The organism is Nocardia amikacinitolerans NBRC 108937 (assembly GCF_001612615.1).
Lineage (GTDB): Bacteria > Actinomycetota > Actinomycetes > Mycobacteriales > Mycobacteriaceae > Nocardia > Nocardia amikacinitolerans.
Genome location: NZ_BDAU01000006.1, coordinates 141,286 through 158,907 on the forward strand (window position 1 = coordinate 141,286; position 17,622 = coordinate 158,907).

Genomic DNA, 17,622 nt, shown 5'->3' on the forward strand with positions numbered 1-17,622 from the left:
ACGCGCATGTACCGGCCTGTGGCAAGAGTCACATTACGGCTCAGCCCTGGCCGATGCCGACGACAGCGCCGGTGCGGGCGTCCACGTCGACCTCGACCTCCGAACCGTTGGCGCGGACCAGTTCGACCTGCCAGATCAGCAACCCGTCCCGGTTGGTGTCCAGCTCCATCTCGACCAGCTTCGCGCCCGGCTCGCGCTCCGCGGCGGCTTCCAGCGCGCGACCGGCGTCGAACGTGGCGGACTCGACCTTCGCCACGTCGTCGCTCGGCTCGTCGGATCGGCTCTGGGCCACGACCTGTTCACCGAGTTGGTCGACGAGCACCTTCACCTCGTTGCCGTCGGAGGCGACCTTGACGTCGAAGACCTGTTTGCCGTTGCTCGTCTCGATCTCCACGTCGAACGCGCGGCCGTTCGGCACGGCGTCGGCCGCGGTCCGCAGCGCCCGTTGCGCCGCCGAGATCGAGGCCGTCTCCACCGACTGCTGGCTCGCGGAGTCCGGGGTGGTCGTGGTGACCGGAGTCGCGATCGGAGTGGTCGGGCTCGCGGTCGGGCCGGTGTCCGCGTCGTCGTCACCGCATCCGGTGAGTCCCAGCGCGCATACCGCGACTCCGGCTCCCGCGATCTGTCGCCACCGACGCATCCCGCACCTCCCGGTCCGCACTACCCGCTCGTTTTCGCCCGCGTACCCGGCGGAGGTGGCACCAAACCGCGTCTCGGAATCCGCAGCCCGGTCGCGGACGGCGCGTCGTTGCCGAATAGGACGGGTTCCGCTGGGCACCATTGCTGATATGGGAGATCCGAGGTCGGAGCTGACTTACGTGGTCGAGATCTCGCTACCCGGCCGGCTGGAGGAGCGGTGGTGGCGGGTCAGCAACTCCGGCACGCCCGCGCAGACGGCGGCGGCGCTGTCGGAGTTGGCGACGCGGATCTACCGAGATCTGCTCGGGCCGGGCGCGGGCGGCCTGCACCGGGGCCGATGCTGGTATCACTGCCTGGTGTGCGGGCCGGACGGTGCGGTCATCGACGAGGTCGAGGGCTTGGTGCAGGCGTTCCTGCTGTCCGGGGAGTTGCGGACGGTGTCGGCGACGATCACCGCGCGGGCGCGTCGCCTGCGCGCCCGGCGGCGCGACATCGGCTGACGCCGATCACCGCGAGAATCCGGGAACCGGCACGGGATACGGATTCGGCGGCGGAGCGTCGGCGGCGTCGGCGACCCATCCCGCGACCACGGCCATCCCGCTCGGGCGGTGGACGGCGAGGAAGCCGAACGGCCGGTCGAAGTCCAGCTCCAAGACGGTGGTGTGGCGCTGCTCGGGACGCGCCGGCGCGGCACCGACATTCATGGACAACGCGGTGACGGCCGCGGCCTCGAACCCCTCGCGGTCGAACTTGGCGAGCACGTCCTGGGCACCTTGGTCGATCGCCAGCGGAGTGGGCGAGATCCGGGGGAAATGACCCCTGCTCCGGTCGCTCGCCGCGCGCAACCCGAACAGTTCGGCATGCTTCATGAGGTCGTGTTGGGAGCGGATCGCGAAGGGCGGCAGGCGAACCTCGAGACGGTCGAGCTGTTCGCGGCCGAACACCTGCCGCGCGACCAGCCCCGGCGCGACCGGCCCCGCGTCGAGTCCGGTGCGGTACGGCACCGACCCGCCGAGCGCGGACAACCCGGTGGCGAGGACTTCGGCGGGACTGTCGGAGCCGATCAGCAGATGCACGTCGAGGTCGGCCTTCCCGGCGACCACCAACCGCGTCACCGGCCGTTCGTCGTCCAGCACGGCCACTGTGCGAAGGTCGTGGTCGGTGCGGGTGAGCGCGGAAAGTCGGCGTCCACGCCACGGACCGGCTTCCGGCGACATGACGGTGGCGCGGAACGGCAACCGCCAGCTCGTCTTCGCGGCGAGCGCGGTGGCCAGGACCAGCAGCGTGTCGGGGCTGACGGGCAGCGGGAATCGTTCGATCAAGCCCTTGGTGTGCCGTCGTGCCCACTCGTCGAGCGCGGGCTGACCGGTCAGCAGATCGACCGTGCCGACCGGCAGCGAGCTCAGCCACTCGTCGTGCAGCGGAAGGTCCCTTCGGACCCAGATACCGAGCGCGGCGGACAGGTCGACGGCGTCGGCGAGGATGCCGAGCGTCCGTAGTGCCGCCTCCTGCGCCGCCTCGGCGGGCAGGCCGACGGCGGCTTCCAGTTCCGATCGCGCGGGCCCGTCGGCCGCGGCGGCCAGTAGGGCAAGCAGCGGCCAGAGCCCGGCTCCGGAGACGACGAAGTCGCCGTCGCCTGCGGCGGCGCACCACCGTGCGGTCAGATCGTTGACGGCGCCCACGTGTGGCGTTGAAAAGGTCTGCACGGCACCACGATACGGATCCGAACGGTGACCCGCGCGCGTCGACGGGCCCCCGCGAACGCGATGGCAAGACGGCAGCGCTCCCGGCGTCTGGGGATGGACGGATCGGCCGGTGATCGCCGAGCGAACCCCCTCGGCGGACGGTCCGTCATATGCTGCCCGCGATCGCCGGAAAAAAAGTTCGGCCCCGGTGTCGATCCGCGGCGATCCCCGTTCGACCTATGGGCGAGAGGGTCCACGAGGGACCCACACAGCACAGGGAGACACATCATGAAGTACATGCTGATCATGCGCGCCACCGACGAGGCCTACAAGGCAATGGGCGACATCGATTTCGACAAGATGCTCGAGACCATGGGCCGGTTCAACGACGAGCTGATCCGGGCGGGCGTGCTGCTGGCCGCGGAGGGCCTCGAGGACGCCGCCGAAGGCGTCGTCGTCGACCACTCCTCGGAGACGCCCGTGGTCACCGACGGCCCCTACGGCGAGACCAAGGAGCTGTTCGGCGGCTTCTACATCCTCAACGTGGCATCGAAGGAAGAGGCCATCGAGTGGGCCAAGCGGATGCCCATCTCCGGACCCGGCTTCAAGACCGAGATCCGCCGCGTCCCGACGATCGACGAGTTCCCGCAGGACAACGTGTGGATCCAGAAAGAGCGGGCGTGGCGCGAAGCCACCGGCCAGCTCTGAGCGAGCCGACCCGCGATGGCCGACCGCACCGGCCGTGAGGCCGTCGCCGCCGTCTGGCGGATCGAGTCCGCGCGGATCGTCGGTGCGCTCGCGCGCTACACCGGCGATTTCGCGCTGGCCGAGGACCTCGCCCAGGAGGCGTTGGCCGAAGCGCTGGTGAACTGGCCGCGAGAAGGCGTGCCGCGCAATCCCGCCGGATGGTTGCTCACCGTCGGCAAGCGCCGCGCCATCGACGCGTTTCGCAGACGCTCGGCCCTCGACGAGAGGTACGCCGCCCTCGCTCACGAATTGGACGAGGGCGGCGCGGCCTCCGGTGGCGCGCCCGCCGAGCAGGTCGGCGACGTGCTCTGGGACCCGGACCAGATCGACGACGACGTCCTCGCGCTGATGTTCGTCTCCTGTCACGAGGTGCTGCCGCGGGAGGCGCGAATCGCGCTCACGCTCCGGGTGGTCGGCGGTCTCACCAGCGACGAGATCGCCAAGGCGTTCCTCGTCCCGACCGCGACCGTGCAGGCCAGGATCACCAGGGCGAAGAAGACGCTCGCCGCGGCGCGGGTGCCGTTCGCGCTGCCCTCGGCCGAGGAGCGGCGCGCGCGGCTCGGATCGGTGCTCAGCGTGATCTACGTGATCTTCACCGAAGGATCGACGGCCAGTTCGGGTGACGATCTGATCCGGTTCGACCTGGCGAGCGAGGCGCAGCGCCTCGCACGGGTGCTGGCCCGGCTGATGCCGGGCGAACCCGAGACGCACGGCCTGCTCGCGCTGCTCGAACTGACCGCGGCGCGGTTCCCCGCCCGCACCGGCCCCGACGGGCAGCCGGTACTGCTCGAACAGCAGGACCGACGACGCTGGGACCGCGGCGCGATCCGGCGCGGCCGCGCCGCCCTCGCCCGCGCGGAGCAGCTCGGCCGCGGTCTCGGCGCCTACGGCTTGCAGGCGGCGATCGCGGAATGCCACGCTCTCGCGTCGTCGGTGGACGAAACCGATTGGGAGCGCATCGTTCTCGTCTACGAGGCGCTCGGCAGACTCGCACCGTCACCGGTCGTCGACCTCAACAGGGCGGTCGCGGTCGCCATGGCGCAGGGACCCGCCGCGGCACTGCCGATCGTGGACGAACTGGTAACCGCTGGCGCGCTGGCGAATTCGCACCTGCTGCCGAGCGTGCGCGGTGAACTGCTCACCCGGCTCGGCCGCGCGGACGAGGCCCGCGACGAACTGAAGCGTGCGGTGCGGTTGTGCGCCAACGAACGGGAAAGGTCTGTGCTGGAAGACAAACTCGCGGCACTCGGTTGACGGTGTTCGTGCCCTACGGACCCCGGTCGATGAGCGCGAAAGCCTCGGCGCGCGTGCAGATCTCGGGCAGCTGGCGCAGCCACCAGGTGGCTCCGGCCCGCTCGTAAGCCTCCTGTTCCTTGTCGCGCTCCGGTGGGACGGCTACGGCCACCTCGTAGCCGGTGAGGTCGGCGCGATACTCCGCGATCACCTCGAGCATCTCGGTCAGTTCGCCGGGCGACGCTTCCGGGCACAAACCGTCGTAACGCGCGGCCCGGCGCAAGGGCGCGCCCCGCACGGACCGCGCCGCCACCCAGATCGGAATGCGGGGGCGCCGCACCGGACGGGGCAGGAAACGCAGGTCGTCGACGCGGTAGCGGGGACCGTCGTGCCGGACCTCGTCGCCGCTCCACAGCGCGGTGATCACGTGCAGGCCTTCGTCGAGCAACCGGGCCCGCTCGCGCGGCTCGGCGGCCTCGCCGAGCTTGCTCAATTCGCCACCGGTGTCCGCACCCGAGCCGACGCCGAGCACGAACCGGGCGCCGCTGAGCTGATCGAGCGCCACGGCCTGCCGGGCGACGTCGTGCGGCCGCCGCCGTGACAACGGCGTGACCCGCGGCCCGATCGTCACGCGACGGGTCGCGAGGGCCATGGCGGCCAGCGCGATCCACGCGTCGCACACCGCCAGCCCAGGCCGGTGCGGGCGAACCACGTGATCCCAGACGAAGACGCCGTCGAAGCCGGCCTGTTCCGCCTCCGCCGCGAGATCGGCCAGCACCCGCGGGTCGGCGAGCTCACCGAACGGCGGCAGATAGACCCCGTGCCGAAGGCTCATGGCGCCAGCATAGGCACCGACGGGACAGCCGATCTCACCCGAAACGTGTGAAGCGCCGCGGCCCTCGGCGGACTTAGCGTCGACCACGGCGGCGCACCGAAGAGCGGAGGAACACGCATGGCACACCCGAGCGCCAGGATGCGCGAGGTCGTCGCGAGTTGACCGACAGCGGGCGAGGGGAGAAGCGATCGCCTCGGACCGGGCAGGCGCGGAACGGCGAACCGCCGGCCGCGACCGCGGGAGCCTGGGCGATTCCGCGCGGCCTCATCGTGCTGCTTGCCGCGGCGAGCGCCGTGGGCGCCATCGCGGGTATCAAGGTCTTCGCGAGCATTCTCGCCCCCGTCTTCCTCGCGCTCATGCTGACCATCGCCGTCCAGCCCCTCCAGACCTGGGCGCGGCGACGCGGCTGGCCGCCCTGGGTCGGCATGGTCGTTGCCCTGATCGCTGTCTGGTCGATCTTGATCGTGCTGGTCGGCGCCCTCGTGGTGTCGGCGGCGCAGCTGGCCACCGAGCTGCCGAACTACGCCGACCGGGTCGACGAGCTGCTGGAGGGTGTGCGCCGCGCGCTGGCCGATGCCGGGGTCAACGCCGAGGAGATTCAGAACCTGCTGAGCTCGGTCGACATCGGCAAACTCGTCGACCTGCTGGAGGGGGCCCTGCGCGGTCTGCTCGCCGTCTTCTCCAATCTGTTCTTCGTGCTCGCGCTGCTGGTGTTCATGGCGCTGGACGGCATGGCCATCGGGGGGAAGATGGCGGTCGTCGAGCGCGTCCGGCCCGAAATCGCGTTCGCCATCGAGGCGTTCGCGCAGGGCACCAGGAAGTATCTGATCGTCTCGACGGTGTTCGGCCTCATCGTCGCGGTGTTCGACGGTATCGGGCTGTGGTTGCTCGGTGTGCCGCTCCCGGTCCTGTGGGCGCTGCTGTCGTTCATCACGAACTACATCCCGAACATCGGATTCATCGTCGGATTGCTGCCGCCCGCGCTGCTCGCCCTGCTCGACGGCGGCGTCGGGCTGATGATCTGGGTGATCGTGCTGTACAGCGTGATCAATTTCGTCATCCAGTCGGTGATCCAGCCGAAGTTCGTCGGCGACGCCGTGGGGTTGAGCGTGACGGTGACGTTCCTGTCGCTGGTGTTCTGGTCCTGGGTGCTCGGCCCGCTCGGCGCGCTGCTGGCCATCCCGCTCACCCTGCTGGCCAAGGCCGCGCTGCTCGATATCGACCCGGCGACGCGATGGGCGAACGTCTTGATCGCCGACAAGGCCCCGGAGGTCGAGGATTCGACAGCCGACGAGGAACGGACCTGACCCGCGATCTCACCCGCAACGTGTGACGATCGAACGGCGGCGCGACTCTAGCGTGGCCGGATGAGCACAGTCCTCGGCGAGTTGCTTCCACTGGCGGTGGGAGTCGCGATCTCGCCGATTCCGATCGTGGCCGCGATCCTCATGATCCTGTCGAAGAACGCGGCGGGCGCGGGCAGCGGATTCGCGGTCGGATGGGTCGCGGGCATCGTGGTCGCGACCTCGGTCGTCGCGCTCGTCGCGGGTTCGCTCGGCGTATCCACCGACCGCGAGCCGTCGGCGGCCGCCTCGTTCGTGGGTCAGGGTGGCCCTCGGCGTCCTGCTGCTGGTGCTCGCGGGGCAGCAGTGGCGCAACCGGTCGGACACCGCGACGCCGGGCTGGATGCGGGCGATCGACCAGCTCACGATCGAAAAAGCGGCCGGATTGGGCGCGGCACTGGCCGCGGTCAATCCGAAGAATCTGCTGCTGTGCCTGTCCGCGGGGGTCGCGATCGGTTCCAGCGGTCTCGGGGCGGGGGAGAAGGTGGTGGTCGTCGTCGTCTTCACCGTGCTCGCCGCCGCGAGCGTGCTGGTCGTGGTGCTCGGTTACGCCCTGGCCGCCGACCGGGCGCGCGGCGTGCTCGACGACACGCGGGTGTGGCTGCAAACAAACAACCACGCCGTGATGGCGATCGTGCTGCTTGTGATGGGCGCGGTCGTGCTCGGCAAAGGCATCGGCGGACTGTAGAGAGGGGCGGCGGTGACGACGGGCTGGCCGGTTTTCGAGCCGCCGCAGGGCCTTACGCGTGTCGGATTGGGCGGCGGCTCAGGCGTCTTTCGCGACGCGGAAGCCGAGGTTGCCGGTCGAGGAGACCGGCTCGCTGCCCTGGCGGGCGGACACGCGATACCGGCGGCAGTAGGACAGGTGGCAGAGGTAGGAACCGCCGCGCATGACACGTCCGGCTCCCCTGGTGGGGCCGGTCGGGTTCTGCGCGGGGCTGTGCCGGTAGTAGCCGGGAGAGAACCAGTCGGCGCACCATTCCCACACGTTGCCGGTGACGTTGTGCAGCCCGAATGCGTTGGGCGCGAAGGCATCGACGGGCATGGTGCCCAGGTGCGCCCCGGGATCGGTGCGGGGAAACCTGCCCTGGAAGACGTTCATCCTGCGTTCGCCGTCGGGCTCGAGGTCAGGTCCCCAGGGAAACGGATCGGTGGAACCGGCGCGCGCCGCGTACTCCCACTCGGCTTCCGTCGGCAGGCGCGTGCCCGACCACGTGCAGAACGCCTGGGCGTCCTCCCACGAGACATGAACCACCGGGTGGTCGAGGATGTCGTCGACACTCGAATCCGGCCCGAACGGGTGCCGCCAATCCGCCCCCTCCATCTGCCGCCACCACGGCGCGCCGACAACGCTCCTCGTCGGCGGCGTGTCTTTCGGAAGCTGGCCCGCGAAGACGAACGACCAGCCGTAGCGTTCGGCGTCGGTGCGGTACCCGGTGGCGTCGACGAAAGCCGCGAAACTCGCGTTGGTGACGGCGTATTCATCGATGGCGAACGAGTCGACGGTCACCTCGTGGCGGGGACCTTCACCGTCGCCCGGATAGGCCCACGCGCTGTCGTCGCCCATGAGGAACGTCCCGCCGGGAAGGGACGCCAGCGAGGCAGAAGCCTGGCCGCCGCTCACCACCCCGGTCGCGGCGTCGCTTCGAGCGTTCCGTCGAGCGGTTGGCGCACAGCAGCCCGCGGCCTGATTGCCGGTGTGTTCCATGGCCGTCCTCTCCCACGTCCGGGCGGGCTCGGGCCCGCCGGGAATTGGCGCCGAGTTGTCGACGACGACCTCGAGATAGTAGCTCGAAGTGTGCTGGCATTTGCCGAATCGGCGCACGTCGACGCTGCGCGACCAGCCATCGGCCCCCAGCTTCGCGCCCCGGTGCAGCCGCACCGACGCAGCGCCTGCGGGTGAACCGGCACATGTGGCGCGTCCGCTTCGTAAGCGATCCAGCCCGCAGGTGAGGCCCGGAGCCAGCCCGGTTCAGGCTGCGTCGGTGTGGTGGCTGGTGAAGTTGACTCGAGTGTCGTCGGCGTCGAGGGCGATGTTGAGGGTGGCGTCCAAGGCGTCGGCGAGTTTTGCGAGCAGGGGGAGGGTCGGCACGGTGTCGGACCCTTCGATGCGCGAGATTTTGGCTTGGGTCAGGCCCGCCCGTTCAGCGAGATCGGCCTGGGTGAGCCCGAGTTCGGTGCGGCGGTCGTAAACGGCTTTGGCCAGTGCCATGGAGAGCCGGATTTCCCGGCGAGCCTCGGTGACATCCTCGGGTTCGGTGTAGCCCTCGGCGATTTTGCGCTCCCGGAGGGTCTTCCAGCGTGCGTGGCTCATCGGTCCAGTTCTCCTCTCTCGATCGTGCGGACGAATTCTTCGTGTGCCGGTTCGTGTTCTGCCTGGCAAGTCTGCTGGGCAAGCTTCGCACGTTTGACCTCGGCATCTTCTCTCATCCGGGTCTTGCGGAAGACCGTCAGCAGGACGGCTCGTCGCCCTGGTGCAAGCCAGTAGGTGATACGAATGGCGGCACCTTCCAGCGTTGGCCGCAGTTCGCGGACTCCGTCGCCGAGGTGTCGTGCGTAGGGCTCACCAAGCGAGTCTGCTTGCTCGGCGAGTAGGCCCACATATTCGTCGATCTTGAGGAAGTGCCTGACTGGCAGCGCCTGTAGCCAGTCCCGAACCTCTGGCTCGATCTCGATGGTGAACAGTTCGCCCACGACGAGCACTGTATATGTCGTTGACAACATATCGCAAGGGTGGCGTCGACTAGAACGGGAATCTGTCGCCGAAGCTCGGATGATGACTGCGGCTCGCCCGAGTCGATGCCTTGGTGTAGCACACTTCCTGGCCTGGTCGTTGGCCCAGTATCCCTCAGCACCTTTGCTGTCGTCCGCTAGGCGGGGTGGCGCGCTACCTTCGATTGAGTCCTCGACGCACCGGCTTCGTGCTTGGATGCAAATCCAACAGAAACCTGCCATATGAGGTGCTTCTTCCGTCCGTCAGATGTCCCTCGCTACCGGCATCCTGACCTATTTTTGCGACCTGCGCTCGGCCTCGGAGTCAATGAAAGCACCAACGGGATTCGTCTCGGTCCGCATGGCAACAAACAGCGCGGCGCGGTCAGATTGCGGCGAAGCCGGTCCGTAGGTCGGCGAGGATGTCGTCGATGTGCTCGATGCCGACGGCGAGGCGGACCAGGCCCGGGGTGACGCCCGCGGAGAGTTGTTCTTCGGGCGTGAGCTGGGAGTGGGTGGTCGAGGCCGGGTGGATCACCAGCGAGCGCACGTCGCCGATGTTGGCGACGTGGCTGTGCAGAGTCAGTGCCTCGACGAAGCGCTTGCCCGCGTCCACTCCGCCCGCCAGTTCGAAGCCGATGACCGCGCCGACGCCCTTGGGCGCGAGCGCGCGGCCGCGTTCGTACCACGGCGAGGAGGGCAGACCGGCGTAGGACACCGAGGTGACCTCGGGGCGCGCGACCACGAATTCCGCTACGGCTCGGGCGTTTTGGACGTGCCGCTCGATGCGCAGGCTCAGTGTTTCCAGGCCCTGGCTGATGAGGAACGCGTTGAACGGCGAGATGGCCGCGCCGAGATCGCGCAGCAGCTGCACGCGGGCTTTGAGCGCGTAGGCGGGCGCGCCGAGGTCGGCGTAGCGGACGCCGTGGTAACTGGGGTCGGGTTCGGTGAAGCCGGGGAATCGGCCGCCGGTCCAGTCGAACGTGCCGCCGTCCACGATCACGCCGCCGATCGCCGTGCCGTGACCGCCGAGATACTTGGTCGCCGAGTGCACCACGATGTCGGCGCCGTGCGCGAGCGGCTGGATCAGGTACGGCGTCGCGACCGTGTTGTCGACGAGCAACGGGACGCCCGCGTCGTGCGCGACTGCCGCGATGCCGGGGATGTCGAGGATGTGGTTCTGCGGGTTGGAGATCGTCTCGCCGTAGAGCGCCTTGGTGTTCGGCCGGAGCGCCGCGCGCCACTGATCGAGGTCGTCCGGATCGTCCACGAACGACACCTCGATGCCGAGCTTTGGCAACGAGTAGCGGAAGAGGTTGTACGTGCGCCGTACAGGCGCGGGCTGGACACGATGTGGTCGCCCGCACCGGCGATATTGAGGATCGCGAAGGTCTCCGCGGCCTGCCCGGAAGCCAACAGCAGCGCGGCGACACCGCCTTCCAACGCCGCGATGCGTTGCTCCACCGCGTCCTGGGTCGGGTTCATGATGCGGGTGTAGATGTTGCCCGCTTCGGTCAGTCCGAACAGCGCGGCCGCGTGCTCGGTGTCGCGGAACGTGTACGAGGTGGTCTGGTAGATCGGCAGCGCCCGCGCGTTGGTCGTGCCGTCGGGCACCTGGCCGACGTGGATCTGCTTGGTTTCGAAGCTCCACGCCTGGGTGGGGTCGGCGGGCTGCGGGGATTCGGTCATCGAGTGCTCCAGTGCGAGAGGGGGTCAGGCGGTGATCAGCGTGGTCTCGACCGGCGTCGGCGCGGTCGAGAGATCCAGGACCGGACAGTGCGCGTCCACGGCTCGCTGGAGTTCGGCGTAGCGTTCGGCGGGCTCCGGTCCGGTGATACGGACCGTGACGCGCACGGCCTGGAAGCCGGGACGGACGGTGTCGTCGATGCCGAAGAAGCCACGAACGTCCAGGTCGCCCTCGGCCGCCACTGCGATGTCGTCGACGGTGATGTCGAGCCGCTGCGCCCAGAACCGGTAGGTGACGACCTGGCAGGCGATCAAAGTGCTTGCGTTCGCTGTCACGGCTACCGACGGTAGGAACCGGCCCGCCTCTTGACGAGGTTTACATTCCCGGTGAGCCGAAAGGTAGCTACCTCAGCGGTGCCCGCCGGAGTGATCGTGGGAGCAGGTGTCGGTGCGGCGGCCGTCAGCGGAGGTGGACGCCTGCCCCGCGCCGTGGCCTTCCAGAGCCGCGAACGGTCCGCAGTGGTGGGCGGTGATCCAGACGTGGACCATCGGATTGCCCGCGCCGGGATTGACCGAGTTGGGCGGGCAGTTGCCCTGTGCGTCGGTGACCCCGGCGACCTGAGGTCCGTTGTCGCCGGCCCGCCAGCAGAGGTTGTCGTGGACGTGCCACTGCATCAGCGGCCCGGCGTAGTCGACCAGCTCGGGGTCATCGATTTTCTTGCTCTTGGCGATGTACATCGCCGAGACCAGGGTTCGCTTCGCGCCGTCGACCCGGTAGACCAGCGACTCGGGGTGGGTGGCGTCGAGGAATCGGTCGTCGCGGATGTAGCCGGTGTTGATGTAGTGCTCGTAGCCGGTGGCCGCGTCGCCGATGGAGCGGAAGCCCAAGGCGCCGATGGAAGCGACGTCGGCGAATGCGGGCAGCTGATCGAGGGTGCTGCGAATCAGGGCGGCCGCGCGCTGCTCCTGTTCGGCGGTCACGCCGGGCACGCCGGACAGATCGATCGGGGTCGCCGGATCGAACGGCCGCGGCCATGCGGTGCCGGTCCCGTGGTCGGTGTGGTCGCCGGCGGCATGGGTGTGGGCGTCATCGCCGTGGCTGTGCACATGTCCTGCGCCGCCCAGCATCGCCGCGACCGCGAGGACGCCGGCCAGACCGGCGGCGATCGCGGTCGGCGCCGTGGGCAGTGTCGCCCCGGGACGCACCAACGCGACGGTCGCACCGGCGATCGCGAGCAAGCCAAGCACCGCGCATGTGCTGTCGAGGAACTGAGGCGCCTCCGCGGTGCCGAGACCGTCGGGCCACGGCAACCCCGCGAAGCGGGTGTACCCCCAAATCGCCACCGCGACCAGGTTCACCCCGATCACCGTGGCAGGCACGACCTTTCGCGTGCTCACCGACGCCAGCAGCCCGGCCGCGCACTGCGCTGCCGCCAGCACGACCATCAGCCGGGCAAGGGTGGCGTGCTCGGTGTGCAGTCCCGCGGCGAACAGGTGCAGCGCACCCGCCCCGACCGACGCCACACCACCGAGCAGCAGGAATCCGTTGCGCCCACCAGCCATGCGCGATCTCCTCTCGTCTTCCGCGGATGCTACTGCGCTGAGTCGAACTCGCGCGCCCACAACTCGTGAGAGAACTCTGTGGGTTCCGCGCCCGGCGCTTTCGGCGCCGCCCCTTGGTCGCTCAGTTCTGTAGTACCCGAACCTTGTCGGTCGATGCGACGGCCGGGGGAGTGTCCTCGGCGTTCGCGCGCATCGGATCCAACGCCGGATCGATGTCGATCGTGTTGCGCAGCGGACGATTCGGCAGCAGCGCGGTGGCGATCAGCGCGACGACCGTGGCCAGCGCGGCGATCAGAAAGATGCGGCCGGTCGCGTCGCCGTAGGAGGTGCGCACGATCGTCGCGACGGGCCCGGGCAGCGCGTCGAGATTCAGGTTGCTGCCGCCGGAGGCGCCGGTGTGGATGCCCAGCTTGGCGAATCCCTCCGTGGACAGCTCGCTCACCCGGGTGGCCAGCACCGAACCGAGCACCGAGACGCCGATCGCGCCGCCGAAGGTGCGGAAGAACGCGACGCTGCTGGACGCCGCGCCGATGTTGTGCACGCTCACCGTATTCTGCACGGCGAGAACGAGATTCTGCATCATCATGCCGACGCCGAGCCCGACGACAACCGTGTACGCGCACACCAGCCACAGGTTCGTCGCGTGATCGATGGTCGACAGCAGCGCGAATCCGACCACGAGGAGCGCGCCGCCCGCGACCACGAACCGCTTCCACTTGCCGAAGCGGGTGATCAGCTGTCCGGAGCCGACGGAGGCGATCAGCATGCCGACGACCAGCGGGATGCTCAGCACGCCCGCCGCGGTCGGGGAGTAGCCGCGCGCCGTCTGGAAGTACTGACCGAGGAAGGTGGTCGCGCCGAACATGCCGACGCCGACGGCGACCGAGGCGATGATGGCCAGGCCGGTTGTGCGTTCGGTGACGATCGGCAGCGGGATGATCGGCGACTCGGCGCGAGCCTCCACCCACACGGTCGCGACGAGCAGCAGCACACCCGCGCCGACATACAGCGCCGACTCCCGCGAGACCCACTCGTAGTAGCCCGCCTTGCCCGCGAACGACACCCAGATCAGCAGCACCGAAACGCCCGCGGTGAGCAGTGCCGCGCCGAGCCAGTCGATCGAGACGCCCGCCTTGCGTTCGGTGGGCAGCCGCAGGGTCCGGTGCAGCAGCACCAAGGCGATCACGGCCAGCGGCACGCAGACGAAGAAGCACCAGCGCCAGCCGAGCGGGCTGTCCACGATGACGCCGCCGAGGATCGGGCCGCCCGACATCGACACCGCCATCACCGCGCCCATGTAGCCGGAGTACCTGCCGCGTTCGCGCGGCGCGACGATGGTGCCGATGATCGCGACGGCCAGCGCCGTCAACCCGCCCATGCCGACGCCCTGGATCACCCTGGCGACCAGCAGCAGCGCCACATTGTGGGCGAATCCCGCGACGATCGAGCCGATCACGAAGATGACGATCGCCGACTGCACGAGCAGCTTCTTGTTGAACAGGTCGGCGAACTTGCCCCAGATCGGCGTGGACGCCGCGTTGGCCAGCAGGGCCGTGGTGATGACCCACGCGTACGCCGTCTGGGATCCCTCGAGATCGCCGATGATCGTGGGCAGCGCGGTGGCGACGATCGTGGTGCTCAACAGGGCGGTGAACAGCGCGGCCAGCAGGCCGGTCATCGCCTCGAGGACCTCGCGATGGGTCATCGCGGCCGGATCGCGCCGCGCGGGCGTCTCGACTGAACTAGACATCTGCTCCCTGACTCTCCTTCGAAACCGGCTGGGGGTGCGCCGTTCCCGCGTGCTGCGCGTGCGTGGCGAGCGAATTCCTGAGCTTGCGTACCGACTCGCAGGCCTGCTCGGCCTCGTCCTCGCTCCAGTCGGCGAGGGCGGTTTGCAGTCCGCGCGCCCGCGACGCACGGACTCGGCCGAGCAGGTCGCGGCCTTCGTCGGTGACCTGGATGACGGTGGCCCTGCCGTCGCTCGGGTCGGCGTGGCGGCTGATGTAGCCGGCGGCGACCAGTTCGGTGACGTGCCTGCTCAGCGCGGACGCGCTGATGCACAGGTCGATAGCCAGGTCGCCCTGGCGGCACGGGCCCTTCGATTCGAGCGTGCCGAGCACGCCGATACCGCCCGGCAGTAGTTGTCCTTCCTCCGGATGAAGAAGGGCGATCCGGATGGCCCTGCCGATCAGGTAGAGCTCCTTGATCAGGCTTTGCGCCGTATCGGGTGACACCGGCATATCCGCTCCCCGCACGAGATCAATTGCTTGCAGTCAGCAACTATATTTCAATTGCTTGAGCTAAGCAACTAAATATTCGACTTCGGGTTGTCGGGGGAGCGGGCTACGGTGGGTACCGCACTCGTGGACCGATCGACTCTCGGGAGGCGTCTTGCGCACCATCGCCCGCGTACTGCTCGTTCTGCTGGCCGTCGCGTGCGGCATGGTTGTCGCGCTGCCCGTGGCGGTGGGAGCGCCGAACGCGGCGAGCATCGATGACGCCAGCGCCCGCAAGATCGACGAGCTGCTTGCTCTGCGCGCGACCGTTCCCGGTGCGACCAAGGGCGAGCTGATCGAGCTGCTGTCGAGTCGCTTCCTCGGCACGCCCTACCAGGCGAACATGTTGGTCGGCTCCGCGACCCAACCGGAGCAGCTGGTCGTCGACCTGCGGCAGGTGGACTGCTTCACCTATCTCGACTACGTCGAGGCGCTGACCAGATCCGCGGACCGCGACCAGTTCGTCGCGAACCTGATCGAGACCCGCTACGCGGGCGGGCAGGTCGACTTCCAGCACCGTAAGCACTTCTTCACCGACTGGGCGCACACGCCTCGAATCGCCGCGACCGACATCACCGCCTCACTGACCGCCGCCGCGAGCACCGTCGGCAAGCAGCTCAACGCGAAAGGTGATGGGGGAATATATCTTCCGGGGCTTCCGGTGGTCGCCCGCGACATCACCTACATTCCGAGCGCCGCGGTGGACGAGCACGTCATCGGCCAGCTCCGCACCGGCGACTACATCGGCGCGTACGCCGACCAGCCCGGCCTGGACGTCACCCACGTCGGCATCTTCGTGACGACGCCCAACGGTCCGGTCTTCCGGAACGCGTCCTCGCTCGCCGCGAACAACCAGGTGGTGGATTCGCCGTTGCTCGATTACGTGCGGTCGACGCCGGGGATCGTGGTGCTCCGGCCGCAGTAGTGCTTGGTTCGCCGGAGATGACTCGGGTCCGTCTCGGCTGTGGGTGCGGCTCAGCCGTGCGGTCTGCGGTGGAGCCGGTGTAGTTCGCGCATCGCGCCCGCCAGTTGCGGGGCCGGACCCTCGGTGGGGACGCCCGGTGCGACCTCGTTGATCGGCAGCGATCGCACCGGCGCGGGCGGTATGCCCATCTCGCCGAGCCATTCGGTCAACTGCGCCGCCGAGCTCGCGTAGACGATGCGACCGAGACCGGCCCAGGCGTGCGCGGCCGAACACATCGGGCAGTGCTCGCCGGAGGTGTAGACGGTCGCGGCCGCGCGTTCGGCGGAGGTGAGGTTCGCGATCGCCCAGTGCACGAGCTCGAGCTCCGGGTGCCGCGTCGGATCGCCGCCGCCTTCCTCGTTCCGCGCCTCGGCCACGACCCGGCCCGCACTCACGAGCAGCGACCCGAACGGCGCGTTCCCGCCGTCGAGCGCCTCCCGCGCCAGGTCCACACAGCGCCGCAGGCACGCCATATCGGCATCATCGACCATGGTCCGAGCCTAGGCCCTGTCTCGAAGCCCCATCCTGCGCCGCCGCCGATCTCACCCGGCTTCGGTCCCGGACGGGTCGTCTGTAGTGGAATCCTGACTGTCACCGAAGGTCGGTCTGGCGTGTACGTAACTATGCGAGGCGGACGTCGGCGGTGGCGAGGCCGAAGACCTTGCGTCCAGCGGACTTCGCGACGATCACGACAACCGCCGTCTTGGTCTCGGGGTCCACCGATTTCACCCGACCGGTGAATTCGACGCTCCCGGCGGAGGAGGCTTCGATGACCGTGTAGTTCGAGAGCCGGACGGCATACCTGGTCACGGCCCCTGGATCACCGAGCCACGCGGTGACGAATCCGGCTCCCAGACCCATGGTCAGCATGCCGTGCGCGATGACATCGGGCAGACCCGCCAGCGCGGCGGTTTCGGCGTGCCAGTGGATCGGGTTCGCATCGCCGGCGACCCCGGCGTAGTTCACCAGATCCCCTCGCGTCAGCCGCGCGATCCGAGCGGGAAGTTCGTCGCCGACGGCGATGTCGTCGAATCGAATTGCGGTGCGCGGGACACGCGTCCGGGAGATCGCGGAATGTCGTGGGCGGATTTCCGGCGCCAAATTCGTATCGGTCTGCTCGGTCGCGGCCGAGGGCGTGGTCCGAGAAGGCACGTCGAGACCGTGCATGACGACCCGCTCGACCGCGGCGCCGATGCCGTCGTCGACGTCCTCACCGGTGATGCCGACGACGGTCGTGTGCATGATCTGCACCACCTCACCGCTTTGGTCGGTGAAAGTGTTGGTGATGGTGAGCAGGTCCTTGCCCGCTACGCGGCGAACCGAAGCGAGTTCGACGTCGCTGACCAACCGATCACCGGTGAGCACCGGCTTGTACATCTCGAAGACCTGATCGGTCTGGACGAACATGTCGTAGTCGGCGAGGACGGTCTCGAGCAGCCGGCGGTTGGCCAGCATCGCGGCGGTCGAGATGAACGTCGTCGGCGCAACCAAACCGGAGTATCCGAGCTCGCGGGCGGCGTCTTCGCTCCAATGCGCCGGATGGAAATCCTGCACCGCTCGCGCGTATTCGCGGATCTTCTCCCGACCCACCTCGTAGTAGTCGTCCACGCGATAGCGATGTCCCACCAGCTCGGCCACCTCGAACGTTGCTTCCACCAGACCACTCCTCCTGCCGGCATTCCTCGGATCTCGTTCTCGGCATCCGCAGAACCCGTTTCACGAACGGACCCCACCCTTCCACATCACACAGGGTCCATGCCTGTCGTCCGGGTTCGTGGATATGTCGAGGCCGCCGTCGACGGGATGATGGGGCGGCGTGGCGAACCACGAATGGTTCGGATCCAGTTGCGTTGTGCCGCCAGCTATTCCGGAGCGAAGACGATGCCGAGGGGCTGTCGTCGTCTACGCGGGTCAGTGCGACGTGCGCCGAGCGGCGCCA

General features: G+C 68.8%; 16 protein-coding genes and 3 pseudogenes. 6 read left to right on the forward strand and 13 right to left on the reverse strand.

What is annotated here, in order from left to right; genetic code table 11:
• Nucleotides 1-40: 40 nt before the first annotated feature.
• Nucleotides 41-640: a PepSY domain-containing protein gene (locus NAM01S_RS06135; RefSeq protein ID WP_084482536.1), complete on the reverse strand. Its 600-nt coding sequence runs from the start codon at nucleotides 638-640 to the stop codon at nucleotides 41-43.
• A gap of 148 nt (nucleotides 641-788) precedes the next feature.
• Between NAM01S_RS06135 and NAM01S_RS06140 the strand changes: the two genes are divergently transcribed.
• Nucleotides 789-1,139 (forward strand): hypothetical protein, encoded by a 351-nt coding sequence (locus NAM01S_RS06140; protein ID WP_067780597.1) that lies wholly within the window; start codon nucleotides 789-791, stop codon nucleotides 1,137-1,139.
• Between the two features lie 6 nt (nucleotides 1,140-1,145).
• Here NAM01S_RS06140 and NAM01S_RS06145 read toward each other — a convergent pair whose 3' ends face one another.
• Nucleotides 1,146-2,345 (reverse strand): serpin family protein, encoded by a 1,200-nt coding sequence (locus tag NAM01S_RS06145; RefSeq protein WP_067780609.1) that lies wholly within the window; start codon nucleotides 2,343-2,345, stop codon nucleotides 1,146-1,148.
• Between the two features lie 267 nt (nucleotides 2,346-2,612).
• Here NAM01S_RS06145 and NAM01S_RS06150 point away from each other — a divergent pair, with 267 nt between their 5' ends.
• The gene (locus tag NAM01S_RS06150) at nucleotides 2,613-3,032 is read left to right on the forward strand and encodes a YciI family protein (RefSeq protein WP_067780612.1); all 420 of its coding nucleotides are present in this window, start codon (nucleotides 2,613-2,615) and stop codon (nucleotides 3,030-3,032) included.
• 15 nt (nucleotides 3,033-3,047) lie between these two features.
• Entirely contained in the window at nucleotides 3,048-4,325 is a 1,278-nt protein-coding gene (locus NAM01S_RS06155) for an RNA polymerase sigma factor (RefSeq protein WP_067780615.1), read from the forward strand.
• Between the two features lie 13 nt (nucleotides 4,326-4,338).
• Here the strand turns inward: NAM01S_RS06155 and NAM01S_RS06160 are convergent, their stop codons facing one another.
• Nucleotides 4,339-5,139, reverse strand: coding sequence for an LLM class flavin-dependent oxidoreductase (locus NAM01S_RS06160; protein WP_067780618.1), 801 nt, complete (start codon nucleotides 5,137-5,139; stop codon nucleotides 4,339-4,341).
• 158 nt (nucleotides 5,140-5,297) lie between these two features.
• On the opposite strand from NAM01S_RS06160, the gene NAM01S_RS06165 reads away from it, so the two are divergent.
• Complete coding sequence (locus NAM01S_RS06165) at nucleotides 5,298-6,446, forward strand: AI-2E family transporter (RefSeq protein ID WP_084482537.1); 1,149 nt, start codon at nucleotides 5,298-5,300, stop codon at nucleotides 6,444-6,446.
• A gap of 60 nt (nucleotides 6,447-6,506) precedes the next feature.
• Nucleotides 6,507-7,170, forward strand: a pseudogene (locus NAM01S_RS06170) (GAP family protein).
• Nucleotides 7,171-7,248: 78 nt separating this feature from the next.
• On the opposite strand, the gene NAM01S_RS06175 reads toward NAM01S_RS06170, so the two are convergent.
• The 8 genes and pseudogenes from NAM01S_RS06175 to NAM01S_RS06210 form a co-directional block, all read right to left on the reverse strand.
• Nucleotides 7,249-8,190, reverse strand: a complete 942-nt coding sequence (locus tag NAM01S_RS06175; protein ID WP_084482551.1) for a formylglycine-generating enzyme family protein — start codon at nucleotides 8,188-8,190, stop codon at nucleotides 7,249-7,251.
• 264 nt (nucleotides 8,191-8,454) lie between these two features.
• Nucleotides 8,455-8,796, reverse strand: a complete 342-nt coding sequence (locus NAM01S_RS06180; protein ID WP_067780621.1) for a helix-turn-helix domain-containing protein — start codon at nucleotides 8,794-8,796, stop codon at nucleotides 8,455-8,457.
• Nucleotides 8,793-9,176: a type II toxin-antitoxin system RelE/ParE family toxin gene (locus tag NAM01S_RS06185; RefSeq protein ID WP_157107610.1), complete on the reverse strand. Its 384-nt coding sequence runs from the start codon at nucleotides 9,174-9,176 to the stop codon at nucleotides 8,793-8,795. Before NAM01S_RS06185 ends, NAM01S_RS06180 begins: the two co-directional genes overlap by 4 nt.
• A gap of 403 nt (nucleotides 9,177-9,579) precedes the next feature.
• Nucleotides 9,580-10,883 (reverse strand): annotated as a pseudogene (locus NAM01S_RS06190) (bifunctional o-acetylhomoserine/o-acetylserine sulfhydrylase).
• 24 nt (nucleotides 10,884-10,907) lie between these two features.
• Nucleotides 10,908-11,201, reverse strand: a pseudogene (locus NAM01S_RS06195) (OsmC family protein); the annotation flags it as partial.
• Between the two features lie 87 nt (nucleotides 11,202-11,288).
• Nucleotides 11,289-12,443, reverse strand: a complete 1,155-nt coding sequence (locus NAM01S_RS06200; protein WP_067780627.1) for a hypothetical protein — start codon at nucleotides 12,441-12,443, stop codon at nucleotides 11,289-11,291.
• Nucleotides 12,444-12,564: 121 nt separating this feature from the next.
• Complete coding sequence (locus tag NAM01S_RS06205; protein WP_067780629.1) at nucleotides 12,565-14,193, reverse strand: MDR family MFS transporter; 1,629 nt, start codon at nucleotides 14,191-14,193, stop codon at nucleotides 12,565-12,567.
• Nucleotides 14,186-14,683 (reverse strand): MarR family winged helix-turn-helix transcriptional regulator, encoded by a 498-nt coding sequence (locus NAM01S_RS06210; protein ID WP_067780633.1) that lies wholly within the window; start codon nucleotides 14,681-14,683, stop codon nucleotides 14,186-14,188. The genes NAM01S_RS06205 and NAM01S_RS06210 overlap by 8 nt, the downstream gene beginning before the upstream one ends.
• A gap of 202 nt (nucleotides 14,684-14,885) precedes the next feature.
• Between NAM01S_RS06210 and NAM01S_RS06215 the strand changes: the two genes are divergently transcribed.
• Nucleotides 14,886-15,644, forward strand: a complete 759-nt coding sequence (locus NAM01S_RS06215) for a DUF1460 domain-containing protein (protein WP_084482552.1) — start codon at nucleotides 14,886-14,888, stop codon at nucleotides 15,642-15,644.
• A 50-nt stretch (nucleotides 15,645-15,694) separates the two neighbouring features.
• Here the strand turns inward: NAM01S_RS06215 and NAM01S_RS06220 are convergent, their stop codons facing one another.
• Together NAM01S_RS06220 and NAM01S_RS06225 are read right to left on the reverse strand one after the other, a co-directional pair.
• Entirely contained in the window at nucleotides 15,695-16,174 is a 480-nt protein-coding gene (locus NAM01S_RS06220; protein WP_067780639.1) for a nucleoside deaminase, read from the reverse strand.
• A gap of 130 nt (nucleotides 16,175-16,304) precedes the next feature.
• On the reverse strand, nucleotides 16,305-17,342 hold the full coding sequence (locus NAM01S_RS06225) for a fused (3R)-hydroxyacyl-ACP dehydratase subunits HadA/HadB (protein ID WP_067780640.1): 1,038 nt from the start codon (nucleotides 17,340-17,342) through the stop codon (nucleotides 16,305-16,307).
• Between the last annotated feature and the right edge of the window lie 280 nt (nucleotides 17,343-17,622).